This is a genomic window from Faecalimicrobium sp. JNUCC 81 (genome assembly GCF_053667625.1).
This window is the reverse complement of the sequence record NZ_CM132203.1, coordinates 704780-726907: the sequence shown is the minus strand read 5'-3', so window position 1 is coordinate 726907 and position 22128 is coordinate 704780. Positions and strand designations below refer to the sequence as shown.

General features: G+C 28.5%; 23 protein-coding genes. All 23 read right to left on the bottom strand.

Annotation, left to right across the window (positions count from 1 at the left end):
• Positions 1-7: 7 nt before the first annotated feature.
• Complete coding sequence (locus JNUCC81_RS03550; RefSeq protein ID WP_208331666.1) at positions 8-697, bottom strand: winged helix-turn-helix domain-containing protein; 690 nt, start codon at positions 695-697, stop codon at positions 8-10.
• An 18-nt stretch (positions 698-715) separates the two neighbouring features.
• On the bottom strand, positions 716-1426 hold the full coding sequence (pgeF, locus tag JNUCC81_RS03545; protein ID WP_454095338.1) for a peptidoglycan editing factor PgeF: 711 nt from the start codon (positions 1424-1426) through the stop codon (positions 716-718).
• Between the two features lies 1 nt (position 1427).
• On the bottom strand, positions 1428-1886 hold the full coding sequence (gene nrdR / locus JNUCC81_RS03540) for a transcriptional regulator NrdR (RefSeq protein WP_454095337.1): 459 nt from the start codon (positions 1884-1886) through the stop codon (positions 1428-1430).
• A gap of 22 nt (positions 1887-1908) precedes the next feature.
• Positions 1909-2172, bottom strand: a complete 264-nt coding sequence (locus JNUCC81_RS03535; protein ID WP_454095336.1) for a YlmC/YmxH family sporulation protein — start codon at positions 2170-2172, stop codon at positions 1909-1911.
• Between the two features lie 90 nt (positions 2173-2262).
• Positions 2263-3981, bottom strand: a complete 1719-nt coding sequence (locus tag JNUCC81_RS03530; RefSeq protein ID WP_454095335.1) for a bifunctional diguanylate cyclase/phosphohydrolase — start codon at positions 3979-3981, stop codon at positions 2263-2265.
• A gap of 74 nt (positions 3982-4055) precedes the next feature.
• Positions 4056-4175 (bottom strand): AgrD family cyclic lactone autoinducer peptide, encoded by a 120-nt coding sequence (locus JNUCC81_RS03525; protein ID WP_208331661.1) that lies wholly within the window; start codon positions 4173-4175, stop codon positions 4056-4058.
• Positions 4176-4249: 74 nt separating this feature from the next.
• Entirely contained in the window at positions 4250-4912 is a 663-nt protein-coding gene (locus JNUCC81_RS03520) for an accessory gene regulator ArgB-like protein (protein ID WP_454095334.1), read from the bottom strand.
• Positions 4913-4924: 12 nt separating this feature from the next.
• Positions 4925-5386, bottom strand: coding sequence for a hypothetical protein (locus JNUCC81_RS03515; RefSeq protein WP_208331659.1), 462 nt, complete (start codon positions 5384-5386; stop codon positions 4925-4927).
• A 140-nt stretch (positions 5387-5526) separates the two neighbouring features.
• The gene (gene sigG / locus JNUCC81_RS03510; RefSeq protein ID WP_042271558.1) at positions 5527-6300 is read right to left on the bottom strand and encodes an RNA polymerase sporulation sigma factor SigG; all 774 of its coding nucleotides are present in this window, start codon (positions 6298-6300) and stop codon (positions 5527-5529) included.
• 87 nt (positions 6301-6387) lie between these two features.
• On the bottom strand, positions 6388-7110 hold the full coding sequence (gene sigE / locus JNUCC81_RS03505) for an RNA polymerase sporulation sigma factor SigE (RefSeq protein ID WP_208331658.1): 723 nt from the start codon (positions 7108-7110) through the stop codon (positions 6388-6390).
• A gap of 34 nt (positions 7111-7144) precedes the next feature.
• Entirely contained in the window at positions 7145-7981 is an 837-nt protein-coding gene (locus JNUCC81_RS03500) for a sigma-E processing peptidase SpoIIGA (RefSeq protein ID WP_454096369.1), read from the bottom strand.
• A 415-nt stretch (positions 7982-8396) separates the two neighbouring features.
• Complete coding sequence (ftsZ, locus tag JNUCC81_RS03495) at positions 8397-9563, bottom strand: cell division protein FtsZ (RefSeq protein ID WP_208331657.1); 1167 nt, start codon at positions 9561-9563, stop codon at positions 8397-8399.
• Between the two features lie 105 nt (positions 9564-9668).
• The gene (locus tag JNUCC81_RS03490) at positions 9669-10022 is read right to left on the bottom strand and encodes a small basic family protein (protein WP_042271548.1); all 354 of its coding nucleotides are present in this window, start codon (positions 10020-10022) and stop codon (positions 9669-9671) included.
• A 62-nt stretch (positions 10023-10084) separates the two neighbouring features.
• Entirely contained in the window at positions 10085-10786 is a 702-nt protein-coding gene (locus JNUCC81_RS03485; RefSeq protein WP_454095333.1) for a DUF881 domain-containing protein, read from the bottom strand.
• Positions 10787-10797: 11 nt separating this feature from the next.
• Positions 10798-11502, bottom strand: coding sequence for a DUF881 domain-containing protein (locus JNUCC81_RS03480; protein WP_454095332.1), 705 nt, complete (start codon positions 11500-11502; stop codon positions 10798-10800).
• A 29-nt stretch (positions 11503-11531) separates the two neighbouring features.
• On the bottom strand, positions 11532-12272 hold the full coding sequence (locus JNUCC81_RS03475) for a cell division protein FtsQ/DivIB (protein ID WP_454095331.1): 741 nt from the start codon (positions 12270-12272) through the stop codon (positions 11532-11534).
• A 177-nt stretch (positions 12273-12449) separates the two neighbouring features.
• Positions 12450-13730, bottom strand: coding sequence for a UDP-N-acetylglucosamine 1-carboxyvinyltransferase (gene murA, locus JNUCC81_RS03470; RefSeq protein ID WP_454095330.1), 1281 nt, complete (start codon positions 13728-13730; stop codon positions 12450-12452).
• Between the two features lie 76 nt (positions 13731-13806).
• Positions 13807-15045, bottom strand: a complete 1239-nt coding sequence (murG, locus tag JNUCC81_RS03465; protein WP_454095329.1) for an undecaprenyldiphospho-muramoylpentapeptide beta-N-acetylglucosaminyltransferase — start codon at positions 15043-15045, stop codon at positions 13807-13809.
• Between the two features lie 14 nt (positions 15046-15059).
• Complete coding sequence (gene spoVE / locus JNUCC81_RS03460) at positions 15060-16190, bottom strand: stage V sporulation protein E (RefSeq protein ID WP_208333227.1); 1131 nt, start codon at positions 16188-16190, stop codon at positions 15060-15062.
• Positions 16191-16224: 34 nt separating this feature from the next.
• Complete coding sequence (murD, locus tag JNUCC81_RS03455) at positions 16225-17583, bottom strand: UDP-N-acetylmuramoyl-L-alanine--D-glutamate ligase (protein WP_454095328.1); 1359 nt, start codon at positions 17581-17583, stop codon at positions 16225-16227.
• 16 nt (positions 17584-17599) lie between these two features.
• Positions 17600-18568, bottom strand: a complete 969-nt coding sequence (gene mraY, locus JNUCC81_RS03450; protein ID WP_208333237.1) for a phospho-N-acetylmuramoyl-pentapeptide-transferase — start codon at positions 18566-18568, stop codon at positions 17600-17602.
• Positions 18569-18606: 38 nt separating this feature from the next.
• A complete protein-coding gene (locus tag JNUCC81_RS03445) occupies positions 18607-19980 on the bottom strand; it encodes a UDP-N-acetylmuramoyl-tripeptide--D-alanyl-D-alanine ligase (RefSeq protein WP_454095327.1) in 1374 nt (457 codons plus the stop codon).
• Positions 19981-20141: 161 nt separating this feature from the next.
• Complete coding sequence (locus tag JNUCC81_RS03440) at positions 20142-22118, bottom strand: stage V sporulation protein D (RefSeq protein WP_454095326.1); 1977 nt, start codon at positions 22116-22118, stop codon at positions 20142-20144.
• Positions 22119-22128: the final 10 nt, after the last annotated feature.

Genomic DNA, 22128 nt, shown 5'->3' with positions numbered 1-22128 from the left:
AGTTCTTTTAATCAACTTTATATCCTACGCCTCTTATTGTTTGTATATATTTTTCGGAACTACTATCTCCTTCTATTTTTTTTCTAAGATATCTAATATGAACATCTACAGTTCTAGTTTCTCCATAGTATTCATACCCCCAGATTTTATCTAAAAGATGATTTCTAGAAAGAACTTTTCCCTTATTTTCAATAAGTAATTTTAAAAGTTCAAATTCTTTAAGTGTTAATTCTATTTTTTCAGTTCCTTTATACACTTCATGCTTATTTAAATCTACTTTTAGGTTACCAGTTGATAGTATACTTTCTGCACTCTGTCCATTAATATTATACCTTCTAAGTACAGAACTAATCCTTGCTAATAGTTCCTTTACACTAAATGGCTTAGTTATATAATCATCAGCCCCTATTTCCAAACCTTCTACTTTATCATTTTCCATATTTTTTGCTGTTAACATTATAACTGGTATTTGTTTTAAAAATTTGTCACTTCTTATTTTTTTTAAAATTTCTATACCACTTATATTAGGTAGCATCCAATCTAATAATATTAAATCTGGTTTAGTTTCCTTCGCTTTTATATAACCATCTATGCCATCATAAGCATAATCAACATCATAATTTGAAGTTTCTAAGTTAAATTTTAGAAGCTCAACTATATGTATTTCATCGTCTATAACAAGTACCTTTGCGTTCATATTAAGTTTATCTCCTATCTATTTTATCTCAAGTATCATTCCTATCCTTTGCGAAGTTTTATCATGTTTTCTATAAGAGTGAAACTTATGACAGTTACAGCTTGTGCATAAGTTTAAATTAATTATATTATCTTCTTTAACTCCACTAGATTTTAGGACATATTCATTAACTTTCCATAAATCTAAATAATACTTATCTTCTTTTATTATATAGAATTTCTCACTGCAGTTTGTAAGATTTATGTTAAATTTTTCAACTAAATCTTTAGAAACTTCATAACAACATGGTCCTATTGATGGCCCTATAACACAAACTACATCCTTAGGATTTGTATTATAATTATTTTTCATAACTTCTATTGTTTTTTCTGCTATTTTATCGTAAGTTCCTCTCCATCCTGCATGCGCTAATCCTATTGCTTTATTCTTTTTATCTATAATAGCTATTGGTACGCAGTCTGCTGTAAATATTAATAGAGGAACTTTTTTTATATTTGTTACTAATGCATCACCTTCTCTTTTTTCACCTATATTATTTTCATTAACAACATTAACTATATCTGAATGTATTTGTATATTACTAGTTAAGTTTTTTATTTCAAAATTTTTGCTTTCACATACATTTTTCATATCTTCATGTAATTTAGCATCTACATTTTTAAGGGTTATGGCTAAGTTTGCAAATTCAATATTTTCTTCAATTTCTTTTACAGTTATATAATTATTCATTTTAGTCTCCCTTTTCCATTAGTATGTTCTTTAATTCTATAACAAATGTATTTATATCTTTAAATTGTCTGTATACAGATGCAAATCTTACATAAGCTACTTCGTCTAAATCTTTTAGCTTATCCATAACCATTTCCCCAATTTTTTCAGTTTCTATTTCTGTTATGTAACACTTATTTATCTCATTTTCAACATATGATACTACTTCTTCTATTTGTTCTAATGAAACTGGTCTTTTTTCGCAAGATTTTAGTATTCCATATTTTATTTTCTCGCCATCAAAATATTCTCTGCTATCATCCTTTTTTATAACCATAATAGGTGTTGTTTCTATTTTCTCATAAGTCGTAAATCTTTTTTTACAAGATTCACACTCTCTTCTTCTTCTTATAGATTTACCATCTGTATGTCTTGAATCTATTACTTTAGATTCTTTATAGTTGCAGTAAGGGCATTGCATTATTCTTTCCTCCTTAGATTTGCTATATGTTAAATTCGTCTAAATTAAGTTCTGATCCTATATTTACTATTATAGTATCACATCCTATTTTTAGTATATCATTCCAAAATATTACTTGTCCTTCATAACCTCTAGAGAATATTCCTCTTCCGCCATCTCCTGTTATTGTAAATGACATTATTTTACCTTCATTTGTATCCATATCTATATCAGTTATAAAGCCCATCCTTTTTCCATTCTTTACATTTATGATTTCCTTTTCCATTATATCAGATACTCTAATCATATTATATAATTCCTCCTTTTAAAATTAAGTAGTCTTATAAGAATAAATATGTTCTCGTCCAAAAAAAAATGACCTATCTAGGTCATTTTTTTAAAAGTTGTCCTTATATTTTTCAAGCATCTTTATAAATTCCTCCACTAATTGTGGATCAAATTGAGTTCCAGCATTAGCTCTTAATTCTAAAATACCTTCTTCATGACTTTTCCTAACATTATATGGTCTATTAGATGTCATTGCATCAAAGCTATCAGCTATTGTAAGCATTCTTGCTAAATAAGGTATTTCTTCTCCTTTTAATCTATCTGGATAACCAAATCCATCATACCTTTCATGATGATGCTTTATAAGAGATATAAACGCTTCAAATGGCTTTATATTTTGTATAAGGTCCACCCCAGCTTGAGGATGGTCTCTAAACATTTGAAACTCTTCATCTGTAAGCTTTTCTTTTTTATTTAATACTTCTTCAGGTATTTCTAATTTACCTATATCATGTAAATAAGATGCAATTTGTATCTTAACTTGATCTTCTTCAGATAAATTGAGTGATTGTGCAAACCATTTAGTATAAATTACAACTCTTTCTGTATGACCATACGTATACCTATCTTTTATATTTATCATACTTATAAGAGATTTTAGTGACTTTATTCTATCTTCATTTATGCCTATTTGCCTACATAAATCATCTAAAACACTGTGGTAAGATTCAACTCTATTTTTATTAAATGATTTAGCTCTGTAAAGAGCATCATCTGCTGTATTTATAAATTGATGTTTACTTGTAGCTCTTGTTGGATAAGATGATACTCCTATTGATATTGTTATATTTTTATCTGGTTGGTTTTCTTGTCCTCTAAAATTAGTATTTTGGATAGACTGTCTTATTTTCTCGCCTACTTTTATAGCATCATTTTCATTTGTATTAGGTAGTATTGCTGCAAATTCTTCACCACCATATCTTGCTACAACATCATCTTCTCTAACACATATTTTTAGTATTTTACCTATTTCTTTTAGCAGTACATCTCCTGCTTGATGACCATTTACATCGTTATAATTCTTAAAGTAATCTATATCCATAAATAATAATGATACTTCATTATTATTTTTATCTGCATTATCCATAGCTTTTCCAAGATACTCTTGAAAGTATCTATGATTGTATAATCCTGTTAACTCATCTCTATTTGCTATATTTTTAAGTTCTTTACTATGCTCTCTTTCTATATCCACATACATACCTAATATAAATGCAGTTACAAATAAAGCGCTTATTATTATTAAATCACTTTCAAAGTATACACTTAGAGTTTGTTTTCCTTCATCACTTGCTAAGAAGTAACCAATTATTATTGGTCTATTCTTAACACTTATAAGAAAGTCTATTATAAATATTAGTATCGATGAGAATGTAGCAACCCATATACTGTAGTTTTTCCCAAACTGTATAGCCCCAATTAATACTACAAATACACTAATTAGTTTATATCCACTAGATTCTATACCAGTAGAGCATACGACTATAGTAAATATAAACAATGTAAAGATAGTTTCTATTAAATCTGTTAGTCTTGGCTTTTTATCTATCCTGTCTTTAGTATGAGTTGCCATCCATGAAAGATACCCTAATATAGATATTAAAATTAGGGTAAATATTATAGGCGTGAATATAACATCTTTAGCTTCTGTTGGAGCTTTCGACGCACCACTAGATATTGCCACCATACTTAGTATTATATATATTACTTTCAGTAGTATTATTATTTCGCATACTTTATCATTTCTTTTTTTATCAAAGTTACTCATATTCTATCACCTAAAATAGTTATCTTTATCTAAACAAAACCATAAGGATGCATTTCCTTATGGTTTTTGATTATTTATTCTTCTCTTAATGACTCTGGTACCTCTGCTTCAAAGAACATAAACGCACAAAATGTTGATGCTCCTCCAGCTACCTTTGCTAATAAATCTGATACAGAGTTAAATAAAAATTCCATTCTGTATACCCCCCCTTATCTTAAAGTTAAATTTATTTTAAAATAACTTACATGTTACCTTAAAAACAAAATATTTATATATTCAATAATTTTTCTGTATTGTAAAAAATAGTATCTAACATACAAATAAATTTTGAACCTATATTAGTTACAACAACCATTTGCAAACCTATTCCTAAAAGCACTGATATCCATATTATCTTTACACTTTGTATGCTAAATATCAAATACACAATACTTAGTAATAATATTATTAATAAATAAATATTTATTAATTTAAATGCTTTTCTCTTTAGCTTTTTTCTTGTACTCTCTTTTTTCATAGGCTTATTTTTTGATGGTACTGGGCACTTTTTATATACTATGTAATAAGAAAAACTTAAAGTTATAATCGTTAATAAAGTTAATTCCTCAATATTTAATGTATTTTTTAAGTTTTTAGATGTTATAGATAGTATAAATGACAATAATACTCCTATTATAGCACATCTTTCAGGAGTAGATGCATGAACACCACCTGTATATCTTTTTAGCCAAGCAGTTGTAACAGATATAATCATCATTTCTAATACCATACCTGTTATTAATCCAACCAAAAATGTTATTACTACACCTATACCGGTATGTAGCATTACAAATAATCCATAATTTAAAACAGCCTTTTCTTCAGATGTTTTATTTAACCTTGTACCTAATTTATCTGATAGGTTTAACGATATTTTCTCTATACATCCCATAATTAATCCTCTTTATTCAGATCTACTAATTTTATTTTTAATTCCTTTAAACATAAATACTAATATTAGTATTATTATTAAAGATGGAAGGGTTATTAAAGCTCCTGATATCTCTTTGTTCATCAATGTATTAATTGGTATTTTTAAAATTGCAGTTGCTATAATCGAGTATATCCCTTCACTTAATACTAATGCTATCCAAACTGTACATGTTGTTATCATAGTCTTTATTATGTCTTTGCCTGAAAGTTTGAAAATTATTAATCCAAATGATATCATAGCTAACATAGTATGTACTCCAAAATTTATAGGCAATAACCTTATAAATACAATAGTAAGACCTAATAAAATTCCTTTTTTAAATACTTGCTTTGTATCTATACTATTTCCTAGTAACATCATCCCCGATAACACTAATACTAAACTTTCCGGAAAAGTTCTTACAAGTGTGTAAACTATAGATGATTCTAGCATTATTGTTCTCCTTTTATTAATTTTTGCATATACTCCATTATACCATATTTTGCATATATTTTTCATTTAATTTCATTTTACTGTAAATTTTCTTAAAAAAAAATAAGAGTTAGCATAATATATGTTAACTCTTATTTTTTCTATATATATTTTTTCATATTTTTTAAAGCATTTTTTTCTATCCTAGATACTTGAGCTTGAGATATACCTATTTCATCAGCTACTTCTATTTGAGTTCTTCCCTTGTAAAACCTTAGATCCAATACTAACTTTTCCCTACTGTTTAATTTCTTTATAGCCTCTTTAAGAGCTATTTCTTGTAACCAATTTTCATCTGTATCCTTTTTATCTTGTACTTGATCCATTACAAATATAGCGTCTCCGTTGTCCTGATATACTGGATCAAATAATGATATTGGGTCTTGTATTGCATCTAATGCCATAACTACATCTTCTACTGGTAATTCTAATTCTTTTGATATTTCCGATACCGTCGGTTCTTTTGCATTAGCTCTTACTAGTCTTTCCCTAACTTGTAGTGCTTTATATGCTATGTCTTTTAACGATCTACTTACTCTTATAGGATTATTATCTCTTAAATACCTTCTTATTTCTCCTATAATCATAGGCACTGCATAAGTTGAGAACCTTACATTCTGACTTAAATCAAAGTTGTCTATAGCTTTTATAAGTCCTATACATCCTATTTGGAATAAATCGTCTATATTCTCTCCTCTGTTATTAAATTTTTGTATTACACTTAGAACTAGCCTTAAGTTTCCCCTTACAAATTGTTGTCTTGCTTCTTCATCTCCATCTTTTATTTTCAAAAGAAGCTCCATCATTTGGTTGTTTTTAAGAACGGGAAGCTCGGATGTATTTACACCACAGATTTCAACTTTATTAATTTGCATACATTTCAGTCCTCTCTTAAAAGTTTTATCTATATGAAATTATTTACACATCATATATTTTTATACTTTTAAGAGAGAATTATTTATTTATACAAATTTTTTCATTTCTTTTTTTAACCTTGAAATTATTTTTTTCTCAAGTCTAGAAATGTAAGATTGAGATATTCCAAGGATGTTAGCCACTTCTTTTTGAGTTCTTTCCATTCCTCTATTAGTTAACCCAAATCTTAATTCCATAATTTGCTTTTCTCTATCTGATAATCTATCTAATGCCATAACTAATAAGTCTTTGTCAATTTCTTCTTCGATAATCTTATATATCTCATCATTTTCTGTTCCTAGCACATCAGATAGCAAAAGTTCGTTACCATCTAAATCTACATTTAATGGTTCATCAAAAGATACTTCCGTCTTTTTCTTATTATTCTTTCTAAGATACATTAGAATTTCATTTTCAATACATCTTGATGCATATGTAGCTAGCTTTATATTCTTATTTAATTTAAATGTATTTACCGCTTTTATTAAACCAATTGTACCGATAGAAATTAAATCTTCAACATCAATTCCTGTATTTTCAAATTTTCTAGATATATATACTACTAATCTTAAGTTTCTTTCTATCAAAATAGCCTTTACACTTTCATCATTTTCTAATTTTTGTAACAGTTCATTTTCTTCATCTGCTTTTAGCGGTGGAGGTAATATATTGACTCCACCCATGTAATAAATTCCTTTAGGTTTTATTATACCCAACTTAATTAATATAGATATAATTCCATTCATAATTTTTGACATTAGCAACTTCATCTTTTATATCCCCCTTAATTTTATCTAATTGAATTTACATTAATATGCTTGGATTTAATATTGCGCTATACTCATCATCCTCGAAGTTTGATATCCCTAAAACTACATTTCCAATCTTACTTTCATCAATCTCTACATAATCAGCTTTTAGACCTAAAATAATACTCCCCTTATTACTCCCTGCATGTTTATATGGTATAAGCCTAACCTTAGATGATATATCGCCATCTAATAAATTTATTATCTCATCAACCTTAACTATATCTAAATCTTTATCATAAGAATTTATTAATATATCCGGAATTATTCCTTTTAATACTTCTGATTTCACAATAATAACATCATTATTGCTCATAGGATCTTTTAATAAATTACCACTATCTAATAAAGCTTCACAGCTACAGCTATTGCCTAATAAATTTATAGTTATGGTCTTTTTTAATTCTTTAATTTGTTTAAGTATTTTTATATCCTTGTATATGTATTTAAGCAACTCACAGCTAGCAAAAGCACAAATTATTATGAAGGATATTTTCATATGGTCTATACCCGTAAAATAAATTATAAAATAAGTACTTCCAGATATAAAAATATTTACCAAATAAAAAACAAGCGCTATGCTTATGTACTCTTTTTTATTCTTATATGTAAAAGATATTAATGTTATAAGAGTCATAATTAACACTTTAAATGGCAAAGTAAATAGTATATCTAACTCCGGATAAATATATGCAACTGAATATAGCATTCCTACAAATGCACCTAAGTATTTTTTTTTATTAGGATTATATTTTTTTGTAAGAATAGAAGTACAACTTATAATAATATAATTTATTAATAGGTTTTCTATAATGTAGTACTCCATGTACATCACAGATTCCCCCTTTTACTTTTAAACCTTTGTGTATATTATAAATTAGTATGCATAAAATTTTATGTCACTTTTAACAGTCGAAACTTAATTAATTTATTATTAAAAATAACAAAAAAAGAAAGCATTTTGCTTTCTTTTTAATATAAAAAATAACTCAAGTATTTATATATTTTCTAATATATCGTTGATATTAGCTCAATTTCATACTAATATTTATTCATTTAATGTAAATTATATGCTTATTTTCAACTTTTAAGATTTATAAATTAATTTGCACATTTAGTCTATTAGGGTTGGAAATTGCTATAAAAATTCACTTTGCTTAAATTAATTCGTTAATATTATAAATTTTCTAAAAATCAGATAGTTTCTAATATCTTTATATAAAAAAAGAAGTCTATTAGACTTCTTTTTATCTTCTTCTTCTTAAAAAAGTTGGTATTTCCATATCATCGTCCATAACATTCATTTTTTTAGGTTCTTCTTTTTGAAGAACTATTTCTTCTCTAACTTCTCTTTGTTCTACAACAGGAGCAGGTTCTACTTCTGATTGTCTTATAGAAGAATTTAAAGTTGGTCTTGAACTCATTTTAGGTCTCTCATTTAATTCAAATGATAAATCTTTACTATCATCAAATCCTGTAGCTATTACAGTTATCATTATTTCTTCTCCAAGATCTTCTCTTATAGAAGCCCCAAATATTATGTTAGCTTCTGGATCACAAGATTCTTGAACTAATGTAGATGCTTCATTTATTTCTAATAATCCTAAGTTAGATCCACCAGTTATATTAAGTAATACTCCTCTAGCTCCTCTTATTGAAGTTTCTAGAAGTGGTGATTGTATAGCTTGTCTAGCAGCTTCTATAGCTCTATTCTCACCTGAAGCGTTACCTAATCCCATATGAGCTAGTCCTTGTTCTTTCATTACTGATGTAACGTCAGCAAAGTCTAAGTTTATAAGTCCTGGTACTGCTATAAGGTCTGATATAGATTGTATACCTTGCTTTAATACATCATCTGCTATAGAGAATGCATCTAGCATTGAAGTATTTTTTTGTACTATTTGTAATAATCTATCGTTTGGTATAGTTATTAATGTATCTACCTTAGATTTTAATTCAGCTATACCGCTTTCAGCATTTTTCATTCTTACTTTACCTTCAAATAAGAAAGGCTTAGTAACAACTCCTACTGTAAGTATTCCCATTTCTTTTGCTAGTTGAGCTATAACTGGTGCTGCACCTGTACCTGTTCCTCCACCCATACCAGCTGTAACGAATACCATATCTGCACCTTGAAGTACTTTTACTATTTCATCTTTACTTTCTTCAGCAGCTCTTTTACCGACTTCAGGGTTAGCTCCTGCTCCAAGTCCTCTTGTTAATTTCTCACCTATTTGAATCTTATGTTCAGCTTTTGATGTATGCAAAGCTTGTTTATCTGTATTAACAGCTATAAATTCGACACCTTTAAGTTGTGCCTCAACCATTCTATTAACCGCATTGTTTCCTCCGCCGCCTGCGCCGATTACTTTAATTTGCGCAAGGCCATCTGTTTCTAGGTCAAAGTTTAGCATTTATAAACCTCCTCATTTTATGATTGTAAGTAAATGTATGTATTAATTATATCATTTAATCTTTCAATTTTGTTAATATTTAACTAACTTATTCCACAAAAATGTTTATTTTCCTCTTTTTTTATTACTTAAATTTGCAATAATATGTCTCCTAATTATCGATAAATTGTCAAATAATCTCGACCCAAATACTAATATAGCGACATAATAAAGCGGTAGACCTAATCTATCTCCTATATATGTCAATATTATAGCTAATAATGCATTTCCTATAAACCCAGTTATGAAAATTATATTATCATATTTACCTTCAAATCCAGACTTAACTGCACCAAATATTGAGTCCATTGTTGCAAGTATTGCAACAGACATGTATAGCGAGTAATCCATAGTATAAGTAAATGGAATATAATATCCAACTACTACTCCTAATGCTAATCCAGCTAATATCCATATCATAAATAATCACCTTCTTTATTTTACTTTGAAACACCTACATTTTTCAAGTTTTTTAATGCTTTTTATTTAGATTTTTCATAAGAATTAATGACTATATCATTTTTTTCTTCAGCTTTTACATAAATTCCATATCCATCTTTTAATAAATTAGCATAAGACTGAGGTGAAATTATAGAAGCCATTAAACTATCAGCCTCTCCTATAGCTTTTATAACAAATGGTTGTCCATATGTTATATCATTAACAGTTATAGTTGCCCCTGAACATTTTATTCTACTTGTTGGTAATAATCTCTCTCCATTTATAGATAAAGCCTTAGCTCCTGATTTTTTTAAATCATTTATTATCTTAAGTACATCTATATCATGAACAATAAAATCATTTGGATTTTCACCACTTTTAACTTCTTTTTCGCTATCTTTTATTGTTACTATTAACCCTTCGCCTTTTATATCTGTATATCCACTTAATTCTTTAATTTTTTTTAATTCTTCTTCTAATAAATCATTTATTGATTTATTATCATCTTCTGATACTTCTTCATATTTTTTAACATATTCTTGTAAATCTGATTTTGTTTTTTCTAATTTTTCTATATTATTTTTACTTAATTCTATTTTATTTTCTAGTTTCTTTTTTTCATCTAAACTTATGTATACTTTAGATGAATCAAATGTTTTTAAATATGTAGATATTAATATTCCCGCTACGAAAGCTCCTAAAATCACCATTTTTTGCTTAATATTTTTTCTTTTTATATTCATTCTTTTACCTCTTAGTTATCATCAAAAGAATGATTTATTTTTACTTCATGATTATACCCATTTATTTTTATTTTCTCTTTTTTTTCAATTTCAACTTTAACATCATAGTACTTTTCCATCTCCCAAACGATTCCGTATTTAATTTGAAGAGCTGACGATAAAGTATCAGAATCTCCTATAGCCTCTATAGTAAAAGGAGCTTTTATTTGTGTATTATTTATATATAACTTATCTTCTTTTAATTCTATATAGCTATTTCCAACAACTCTTTCGTTATTTATTGATATAGCATTAGCTTGAGCTGAATTTAACTTATTTATCATAGATAAAATCAAATCATAATTATATATAATACTATCATTTGAGTCTTCACTTTTAATACTATCATTATTAGGTTTAATTTTTACTTCAATACCTTTACCTTCTACATCAGTAAATCCAGCTAAAATTTCATACTTTTTTATTTCAGATTGTATAGCATTTTCTCCTTTGTCACCTTTATACTTATCTATACTTTCTTTAAGTGCATTGACTTCTAGTTTAAGTTCATCTTCTTTTTTCTTTAAGCCTTTCAATTCTACGGCTAATTCTTTTCCTTTTTTAGATGTAGTCATCCCATTATTCTCTAAATTTAAAGTTTTTAATTGCAAACTTATAAAAATACCTAATATTGTACTGCAAATTACCACACTCTTATAAGGAATTTTTCTCTTCAATAAAATCACTCCTTATTTAACGCTATCTATTATGGTTTATAAACTGCATAGTTTCCATAAGTTAAATCGATAGTCCCTTTTCTTTTAATGTCATCTTGTAAATCTGATATTATATAACTTATTCTAGAAATATTATAATCTAAGTCTTTATCATTTCCTAATATTATTTTAATATCATCTTTGGTGTACATATTTATAATATCATCTTTTGAATAATTTACCTTAACTATTTTTTTATAAAGATTATTTTCCTTCATACATTCTAGTAGGTATAATAACCTTTTTTTAGTGTCTTCATTCTTAAATTCTATATTGTTATTTTCATCTATTATATAGTCTATATCTACTATTGGGCTACTTTCTTCATCACTTATTTCCTTTATTTTTTCTATATAATTTCCTTCTTTGTCTATATAGCAATAATCATCTTTATCTTTAATAATTGCATAAATTTCCTTTTCTTTTATTAGTATTTGTAGCTTATCTGGGATCTTTCTTTTTACTTGAACTGCTTCTACATATGGATTTCTTAATACTATTTTTTCCATTTTACCTATATCATACATAAATATATTTTTGTCTTTTCTTATATCTAAATATTTTAATATTTCATTTTTTTTAATTTTTTTATTTCCTTGAATTTCTACCTTATTAGTATTAAATAAAGAACTATTTAAAATAGAATACATTCCTATTGTTATCATTAATAAAAAACTTAATAATATCATTAAATTACTAGCGTTAACTCTTTTTTTCTTTTTCTTTTTCAAAATACTTACCTCCTTTTTACATTTTTATTTATAAGTTTACTTATCTATAAGCAACATAATCTAAATATTTTTATCTATACTTATAAATACAACTTTTAACATACAATCTCCTACAAAATATACTTTATAAATTTTAAAACAGTATCACTCAAGTTTATATGTAAAAAAATAAAAGGCTTAACAGCCTTTTACCTTTTCAATATCTTCTATTTTGCATATATCTGAACCTAAGCCTCTTAATACATTTTCAATATTTTCATATCCTCTTTCAACGTGATATATATTTGATACCTCAGTCTCTCCTTTAATCGCTAAAGCTGCTAATATTAAGGATGCCCCTCCTCTTAAGTCCGGGGATTTAACTTTTGCTCCATGCAAACTATTTACACCTTTTACCATGCAAATATTATCTGTTATATACTTTATGTTAGCTCCTAATCTAATTAATTCTGCACAATGCATAAATCTATTTTCAAAAATTGTTTCATAAAATACTGTAGTACCATTAGCTAATGCCATAAGTGACATTAATTGAGCTTGCATGTCTGTAGGAAAACCTGGATGAGGTGCTGTTCTAACTAAATCTATAGCTTGTATAGTTTTGGGAGATTTAAGTATAAGTCCCTCTTTAGTATATTCTATTTCACATCCTACATCTCTTAATTTATCACATATAGGTTCCATATGTGGTATAACTACTCTATCCACTTCTAGTGTTCCTCCTGTTATTGCAGAGGCTACCATATATGTCCCTATTGCAATTCGATCTGGTATAACAGTATGTTCTACTTCATGTAACTTATCTACACCTTCTATTTCTATATAACTGGTTCCTGCTCCTTTGACTTTTGCTCCCATTTTATTTAAAAAATTTTGTAAATCTTCTATTTCTGGCTCTCTTGCTGCATTACATATTTTTGTTATACCTTTCGCTTTAACCGCTGCAAGAATTGTATTTTCAGTAGCTCCTACACTAGGAAATTCAAAGGTTATTGTATTTCCTACTAGTTTGTCTTTATAACATCTTATAAATCCATTTTCCTCTTCTATTCTTATTCCCAACTGTTTAAGTGCTTTTAGGTGTAAATCTATAGGTCTTGAACCTATTGCACATCCTCCTGGATAACTTATTTTTGTGTAATCTAATCTACCTATCATAGCACCCATTACAATTATTGATGATCTCATTTTTCTAACATATTCTTCATCTATTTCCATCGAATTTATATTCGAGCTATCTACAACTAAAGTTCCATACTTATAATCTACTTTACAACCTATACTTTCTAAAATCTTTATCATTACATATACATCAGATATATCTGGTACATTATGAATTGTACTTATATTTTCGTTAAGTATAGTCGCTGCAATTATGGGTAGTATTGCATTTTTAGCTCCCCTTATATCTAACCTACCCTCGATTTTATTTCCTCCCCTAATTATATACTTAGACAAAATTAAACCCTCCTAGCGTTGTATATTAAATTATAGTGCCTATAATTTTAATATTATGTACTAGAAGGGCTACATGTTACTTTTTCTTTATTCCTATTACTTTAGGTTGTTTTTCTTGTTCTTCATTATTTTCCACATTTTTATTTTCTTCATCATTTTTTTGAACTTTAGTTTCTTTATTTTCTTTTTTAGATGAAGTTTTTTGCTTATTGTTAGCATTATAAATTTTCATAACTTCATTATATATTAAGTCTATAGCTTCTGGTTTTCCTATCGCTTTACTAGCATTTTCCATATCTATTAAAGCCTCTTTATCTCCTAAAAGTTTAAATACAGCTTCATTTAGACTTTGAGGAGTTAAATTTTTCTCAAGTATCGCTATACCTGCACCTTGCTTTTCAATACTTTTTGCATTGTATTCTTGGTGATTTTCCGCTGTATAAGCTTTCGGTATTATTATAGATGGCTTACCCAGTGCTGTTATTTCAGCTAAAGATATTGCTCCTGCACTACCTATAACTAAGTCACTTGCAGCTAAAGCATTTGCCATATCTTCTAAGTAAGGAACTATTCTTTGATATGGTTTTAAGTTTATATCTGATATACTCTTTGAAAACTCTTCATAGTAATATTTTCCTGTAGCGAATATAAATGCAACATCATCTTTAACCATATTCTCTATTACTAATCTCATTGCATCATTTATTTCTTCACTTCCTCCACTACCACCGTAGCAAAGTACCATTTTTTTATCTTCAGTTATTCCTAGATTTCTTCTAGCCACATTCTTTCTAGCAACTAAAATTTCTTTTCTAACTGGGTTACCCGTAAGAATTAATTTTTCTCTAGTTCCTTCTGGGAATCTTTGATGTGAATCTTCAAAGCTAGTTAAAACTGTTGTAACCATTTTAGCAAGTATTTTGTTAGTTACTCCTGGGAAAGAGTTTTGTTCATGTATAACTGTAGGTATTTTTTTCATAGATGCATTAAATAATACAGGTCCACTTACATATCCTCCAGTTCCTATTACTATATCTGGCTTAAACTTTTTAACTACTGATCTTGATTGTTCTAACCCTTTAAATAACTTAAATACTCTTTTTACATTATCTAAATCTATTTTTCTTTTAAACCCTTGTACTGTTACTGTTTTTAGTTCATATCCGTATTTTGGAACTATTTCTGATTCTATACCTTTTGCTGTTCCTACAAATAATATTTCAGCGTCTGGGTGTTCTTCTCTTATTCTGTTAGCTATGGCTATGGCTGGATATACATGACCTCCAGTTCCGCCACCTGATAATAATACTTTCATTGTATCATCTCCTGTTAGTTAATTTTGACATATTTTGAGATGTTTAATACTATACCTATTGCACTCATAAAGATTATGAGCGATGTTCCTCCGTAGCTTATAAATGGCAGGGCAACCCCTGTAACTGGCATTGATGATGTTGCTACTGCAATATTTAATGCTGCTTGAATTCCTATTTGAGCACCTATACCAATCACTACCATACAAGCAAATACATTTGAACATTTTAAAGCTATTCTTATACATCTATATACTAATATTACAAATAGCATAATTACTACTGCACATCCCACAAGACCTAGCTCTTCACCTATTATAGCAAATATAAAGTCATTTTGTGGTTCGGGTATGTAAAACCATTTTTGTTGACTTTTACCTAGTCCCATTCCAAATAATCCTCCTGATCCTAACGCATAAAGACCTTGGATAACTTGATATCCATTTCCAAGTGGATCTTGAAATGGATCTAGGAAAGAAGTAACACGTTTTAATCTATAAGGAGCTGCTATTACTAATGCCGCAAATAAAGCAGCACCGCTCCCTATCATCGCGATTACAAACTTCATATCCATACCTGCCACAAATATCATTACAAATGTAACTAATATTACAGTCCCCGCTGTAGACATGTTTGGTTGAAGTATTATTAATGCGAAAAATAGCGATGGTATCATAAGAAGTGGAATAACTCCTTTTGTTAAAGACTTGATATTGTCATATCTTTTTTCAATTAATTTTGCTGTTATTATTATAGTTGCAAACTTTGCGAGTTCTGCAGGCTGTAAAGTAAGACCTCCAACTCCTAGCCATCTTCTTGCTCCGTTTGCCTTTATCCCTAACGGTGTTAAAACAAGAAGCAATAATATAACAGCAACAATACCTATAGTTTTTGCATTCTTTTTCCAAAATCTATAATCTATCTTTGCAGTAAACATCATAGATATAAATCCTAATGTTGCATATACTAGATTTTTCTTAAGAAAATAATAAGCATCATGATGCTTAAATGAAGATTGAACAAAACTTGCACTAAACACCATGATGATTCCTATAAACACTAAAAGCATAGTGGTATAGAATATAACACTATCAAATTCAGTCTTCATCCCCTTGTCGATTTGCTTTTTTAAAGCTTCTTTAGACATTTGATAAACCTACCTCCATTCCCGAGATAAGAGGTTATTTTAAATTAGCTACATTATCCTTGAAGTCGTCTCCTCTTACTTCAAAACTTTTGTACATATCCCAACTTGCACAAGCTGGTGAAAGAAGTACTATATCATCTTTAACTGCTATTTCATAAGATTTATTAACTGCTTCTTTCATATCTTTTACTCTATATATGTTTTCAAATCCTTTTTCTTTAGCACATTTTTCTATAATAGGCGCAGTTTCACCTAATAAAACTAATGATTTAACCCTTCCTTTTGCTATTTCTAATAATTCATCAAAACTACTTTGCTTATCCTTACCACCTGCTATTAATATTATCGGTCTATCGTAAGACTCAATAGCTTTTATAGTAGAGTCTGGATTAGTTCCTTTTGAATCATTAACAAACATAATATCATTTAAGTTTCTTACAAACTCTTGTCTATGCACTACTGCTGCAAATGACTTTAATACTTTTTTTATTACTTCTAAGTCTATATTAGATACATAAGCTATACCTATTGCAGCCATACAATTTTCTAAATTGTGATTTCCTGGTAAGCTTAATTCACTTTTATTTAGAAGTGTTACCTTTTCATCTATATCTATAACTATATTATTATTTTCATCTAAATATACTCCACCATCTATTTGTTTTTTCCTAGAGAAGAATATTTTTTTAGCTTTTATTTTTTTATCTAAATCTCTAACTTTTTTATCATCATAGTTTAATATACAAAAATCATCACTATTTTGATTCATAAATATTTTAGATTTAGCTTCTATATAGTTTTCCATAGTATGATGTCTGTTCATATGATCTTCTGTAAAGTTTAATATAGCACTTACTTTAGGTCTAAATGTATCTATACTTTCAAGTTGAAAACTACTTAGTTCTGTTACTAAAACCGACTTTTCATTAGCAATCCCTACAGTATCAATAACAGGATTTCCAATGTTGCCAACTATGTATGTGTCATGATTAGCATTTTTAAATATTTCTCCAACTAAGCTAGTTGTTGTTGTTTTTCCATTTGTTCCTGTTATTCCTATAAATGTAGGTCCATTAGATAATCTATAAGCAAGTTCTACCTCACCTATAAGTTCAATATTTTCTTCTTTTATTTTAAGTATAAAAGGCAAATCTAATGGTACTCCTGGTGATACTATCGCCATATCTATATCATCAATATTTTCTGGATGGTATCCAAGTATATATTCTACATTACTTATTTTTTCTAATTCGCATAATATATCTTTTAATTGTTCTTTGTCTTTTATATCATTTACAACTATGTTTGCACCTAACTTATCTAAATGCTTGATTGTTGATACGCCAGTTTTTGCAAGACCAATTAATAAAACTTTTTTTCCTTCTAGGTCCATTTTTATACCCCCAAATTTAGAATACTGCTATTATACTTATCCAAGCTAAAACTACAGTTATTATCCAAAATACAAATACTACCCTAGTTTCTGGCCATCCACATTGTTCAAAATGATGGTGAATTGGAGCCATTTTAAATATTCTTTTCTTTCTTATTTTGAAAGATGCTACTTGAAGTATAACAGATATAGCTTCTGCAAAGTATATACCTCCTACTAAAGGTATTATAAGTATAGAGTTAGTTAAAACTGAAAATGCTACAACAGCTCCTCCTAATGCCATAGATCCTGTATCACCCATAAATATTTTTGCTGGATATGAGTTAAATCCTAAGAATCCTAGACATGCTCCTACTGTAGCAGCCGCTAGTACTGCTACATCAGTATTTACAGCAACTGTTCCTGCAAATAACATAAAGAATGTAGCAACTATTAAAGTTACTCCTGATGCTAAACCATCTAACCCATCTGTTAGGTTGACTGCATTAACAATACCAATTATTATAAATGTCATTATAGGTACATATAAAATTCCTAAGTTTATGACTGCATCTGTAAATGGTATCATAAGTTGAGTAGCACTAGGTGATGTTGTATATTGGTAGTACGATATATATATAGCTAATGCAAATTGAAGAACTATCTTTTGCCATGGCTTTAATCCTAATGATCTTCTCATTTTTATAATTATAAAATCATCTAAAAATCCTACTAATCCAAATCCAACTATAGATATAAGCCCAACTACCATATCATTGCTTATTTTGCTTCTAGTAAGACCCGTTATAAGTATAGCTACTATCATTAATATACCACCCATAGTAGGTGTTCCATTTTTAGCTAAGTGTGTTTGAGGGCCATCGTCTCTAACCGTCTGACCAAATTTAAATTTTGTTAACATAGGTATAAATATCGGACCTAATATAACTACTATTAGAAATGAAATCAATGCTGTATACGTAAGTTCTGTTATTCCTAACATAATATTTCTCCTCTCCCTTGCTGGCTATTTCGTCTATTTTATTACTTGTTAAGATATTCTACTATTTTTTCTAATTTCATACCTCTTGATGCTTTGACTAATACTATATCTTCTTCTCTTAATAAGCTGTCTATCTTATTAAGAGCGTCTTCTCTCGTTTTAAAATGATATAAGTTTTTTTCATCAAACCCTAATTTTTTTGCTTCTTTGATTATAAAGTTTGAGTCATTACCAATAGTTATAAGAACATCTGCATTTCCTATAGATGCTTCTCCTACTAATCTATGTCCGTACTCTGCGTATTCACCCATTTCAAACATATCTCCAAGTATTGCTACTCTTCTAGTCTTATATCTTCCTAGTATTTTTAAAGCTGCTTTCATAGAGTCTGGACTTGCATTATATGCATCATTTATTATTGTCATTTTGTCATTTTTAACTATATCTAATCTCATCTTTGTTGCTTTAAAATTTTTAAGACCATTTTTTATTTCATCTAAAGTAAGTTCTAAACTAATCCCAACTAATATAGCTGCCATAGCATTATATATATTATGTTCACCTACTGTTGGTATAAATATTTCTTCTTTTTTTCCATTTATATTGCATATAAATGTTATACTGTCTTCAGTCATTTCGTATCCTTCGCAGTATATGTCATTATCTTTATTAAATCCAAATGTTTTTAATGTATATTCGTATTCTTTATCATTTAGTTTAGATAAAAATTTATCATCTCCATTTACTATTAAAGTGTTTGAAGAATCAAAATTTGTAGTTATCTCCATCTTTGCTTTTAGTATTCCTTCTTGTGACCCAAGATTTTCTATATGAGATAATCCTATATTAGATATAACCCCTATTTTAGGATTTACTATATTAGCTAAGTATTCAATTTCGTTGAATCCTGACATCCCCATCTCAATTACAGAACATTCATAAGATTCATCTAAATTAAATAAAGTCAATGGAACTCCAAGTTGATTATTTAGGTTACCTTCATTTTTTAATGTATTAAACTTAGACGATATTGCTGCATATATCATATCTCTAGTACTAGTTTTTCCAACACTACCTGTTACACCTATATATGGTATATCAAATTTTTCTTTATAGTATTTAGAAATATCACCTAGAGCAATTTCAGTATTACTTACTTCTATTAAATTTATGTCCGAACTCTCTAGTTTTATGCTAGTACTTTCATTTTTTATAAAAGTTTTACAACCTTTTTCATATGCAGAGTGCATAAACTCATGTCCGTCTAAAGTTTCTCCTACTATAGCTACAAATACATTTTTATCACTTGCTTTTCTACTATCTATAACAACGTCATATACACGGTCATTTTCATTTCCACTAAGTAATTTACCATTTGTCGCAAGCACTAACTCTGATACTGTTAGACACTTCATATCTAACCCTCCTTCACCATTTTTACTATGATTTATTGATTACCTTAATAAAAGGCAATGTATACCAATATATACATTGCCCCCTTAGTAAACTTAACTTTTTAATTATATACCATATTTTTATTTTTTTGAAGGTATTTCTAACTATCTGTTATTTTTCTTTATTCAAAATATAACATTATACTAGAACCTTCAGATACTTTTACACCCGGTTTTGGGAACATATCTTTTATCTTAGTACCTTTAGGTATTTCTATATCAGCATCTAAATTCGGACTTAATTTAGCTTCTTCTAATACTTTAACTGCTTCTTCAATTGATAAATTTCTTATATCTGGAACTGATACTTGTGGTTTTTCTAACTCCTCTTTTTCTTTCTCTGTATATTGTGGCTTAACTCCTAAATACTTAAGTGAATCATTCATTATTTCTTTAATTATAGGACCTGCAGTTGTACTACCAAAGGCACTTACACCTGTTGGTTCATCAACTATAGCTAAAACTACTATCTGTGGATCATCACTTGGAGCTATCCCCATAAATGAACATATATATTTACCTTGAGCATATTTTCCATCTATAACCTTTTGAGCTGTACCTGTTTTACCACCTATTCTATAACCTGGTATATATGCTGACTTACCTCCACCTTCGCTAACAACAGATTCTATAATATCCATCATTTTTTTAGATGTTTCTTCTGATATTACCTGTCTTACAACTTTAGGATCAATTTTTTCAACTATATTACCTTTATTATCAGTATATCCTTTTACTACCCTTGGTTGCATAAGTTTTCCATCATTTGCTATTGCTGAAATAGCTGTTATAAGTTGAACTGGTGTAACAGAAATTGATTGACCAAAAGACATTGTAGCAAGTTCTACTGGACCTACATTCTTTTTATTATATAATATTCCTTTTGCTTCTCCTGGTAAATCTATTCCAGTTTTTTCAGTAAATCCAAATGATTCTATGTAATCATACATTTTATCTACGCCTAATCTACTTGCAACTTCAACGAAAACTGGGTTGCAAGAGTTTTGAACACCTTGTTTGAAATACTGAGCTCCATGTGGTCTATAATGTCTCCAACATTTTATCCTTCTCCCTCCAACTGTTACACTTCCTGTACAAACAAATTGTTCATTTTCTTTTATTACATTTTCTTCAACCCCTGCTGATGATGTAATCAACTTAAATGTAGAACCTGGTTCATATGTATCACTTACTGCTGGATTTCTCCACATTTGATAATATCCTTTTAGCTTATCTTTATCATCATACTTCTCTAGTTCTTCTTCATAATATGGATAGATTGGAGTTCTTGAATCATTTGGGTCGTAATCTGGTTTTGATGCTAGAGAAAGTATATCTCCTGTTTTTGGATCCATAGATATTACAGTTACTCTTTTTGCATTATTAACTTCATATGCTTTTTGAACCGCTTTTTCAGTATAATGTTGTATTACCTCATCTATTGTAAGCACTAAACCTTGACCTTGTACTGGTTCATAATATTTTTCCATACCTCTAGGTATTTCTCTTCCTGATGCATCTGTACTAACTATAAGCTTACCAGGTGTTCCTTTTAGATGTTTATTGTATTTCATTTCTATACCGGCTATACCTTCTGAATCTGCTGAAGTATGTCCTAATACATATGGAGCAAAGTTTCCATATGGATAATACCTTTGATTATCTTCTGCTACCCAAATACCTGGTATTTTGGCTTCTCTTATTTGTTTAGCTTTATCATCATCTATCCATCTCTCAATCTTTACTAACGCCATATTTTTCTTACTTACCAATTTATGTATATCTTCATATTCCTTACCTAGAATTTTTGATACTTTCTTTGATGCATCTTCTTTATCAGACACTTCTACTGGTTTACACCACACAGTGTATTTTGTAACACTAACAGCAAGTTCTTTCATATTTTTATCATATATAGTTCCTCTTTTTGGCTCTATTGGAATTTCTCTTGTTTGTTGATCTGTTGCCTTAGTACTTAACCATTCTCCCTTTACTAGCTGAAGATATCCCGTTCTAAATATTAAAGCTAAAAATAGAAAACACGCTAGTATAAGAACAAGCACTAATCTTTTTTTACTTATCCTCTTTATCTTTTTCAACTATCTTCCC

Bases quoted from the DNA above. Each gene is read 5' to 3' on its own strand.
- sigE (WP_208331658.1), bottom strand. From the start codon at position 7,110: ATGAAGTTGCTAATGTCAAAAATTATGAATGGAATTATATCTATATTA.
- JNUCC81_RS03530 (WP_454095335.1), bottom strand. From the start codon at position 3,981: ATGAGTAACTTTGATAAAAAAAGAAATGATAAAGTATGCGAAATAATA.
- JNUCC81_RS03550 (WP_208331666.1), bottom strand. From the start codon at position 697: ATGAACGCAAAGGTACTTGTTATAGACGATGAAATACATATAGTTGAG.
- ftsZ (WP_208331657.1), bottom strand. From the start codon at position 9,563: ATGCTAAACTTTGACCTAGAAACAGATGGCCTTGCGCAAATTAAAGTA.
- JNUCC81_RS03525 (WP_208331661.1), bottom strand. From the start codon at position 4,175: ATGGAATTTTTATTTAACTCTGTATCAGATTTATTAGCAAAGGTAGCT.
- JNUCC81_RS03500 (WP_454096369.1), bottom strand. From the start codon at position 7,981: ATGTACATGGAGTACTACATTATAGAAAACCTATTAATAAATTATATT.
- spoVE (WP_208333227.1), bottom strand. From the start codon at position 16,190: ATGTCTAAAGAAGCTTTAAAAAAGCAAATCGACAAGGGGATGAAGACT.
- JNUCC81_RS03445 (WP_454095327.1), bottom strand. From the start codon at position 19,980: ATGAAGTGTCTAACAGTATCAGAGTTAGTGCTTGCGACAAATGGTAAA.
- murG (WP_454095329.1), bottom strand. From the start codon at position 15,045: ATGAAAGTATTATTATCAGGTGGCGGAACTGGAGGTCATGTATATCCA.
- murD (WP_454095328.1), bottom strand. From the start codon at position 17,583: ATGGACCTAGAAGGAAAAAAAGTTTTATTAATTGGTCTTGCAAAAACT.
- JNUCC81_RS03490 (WP_042271548.1), bottom strand. From the start codon at position 10,022: ATGATATGGATATTAGCTGGATTAGCATTAGGAGTAGTAGTTGGATAT.
- nrdR (WP_454095337.1), bottom strand. From the start codon at position 1,886: ATGCAATGCCCTTACTGCAACTATAAAGAATCTAAAGTAATAGATTCA.
- JNUCC81_RS03515 (WP_208331659.1), bottom strand. From the start codon at position 5,386: ATGCTAGAATCATCTATAGTTTACACACTTGTAAGAACTTTTCCGGAA.
- sigG (WP_042271558.1), bottom strand. From the start codon at position 6,300: ATGCAAATTAATAAAGTTGAAATCTGTGGTGTAAATACATCCGAGCTT.
- JNUCC81_RS03535 (WP_454095336.1), bottom strand. From the start codon at position 2,172: ATGATTAGAGTATCTGATATAATGGAAAAGGAAATCATAAATGTAAAG.
- pgeF (WP_454095338.1), bottom strand. From the start codon at position 1,426: ATGAATAATTATATAACTGTAAAAGAAATTGAAGAAAATATTGAATTT.
- JNUCC81_RS03485 (WP_454095333.1), bottom strand. From the start codon at position 10,786: ATGAATATAAAAAGAAAAAATATTAAGCAAAAAATGGTGATTTTAGGA.
- JNUCC81_RS03520 (WP_454095334.1), bottom strand. From the start codon at position 4,912: ATGGGATGTATAGAGAAAATATCGTTAAACCTATCAGATAAATTAGGT.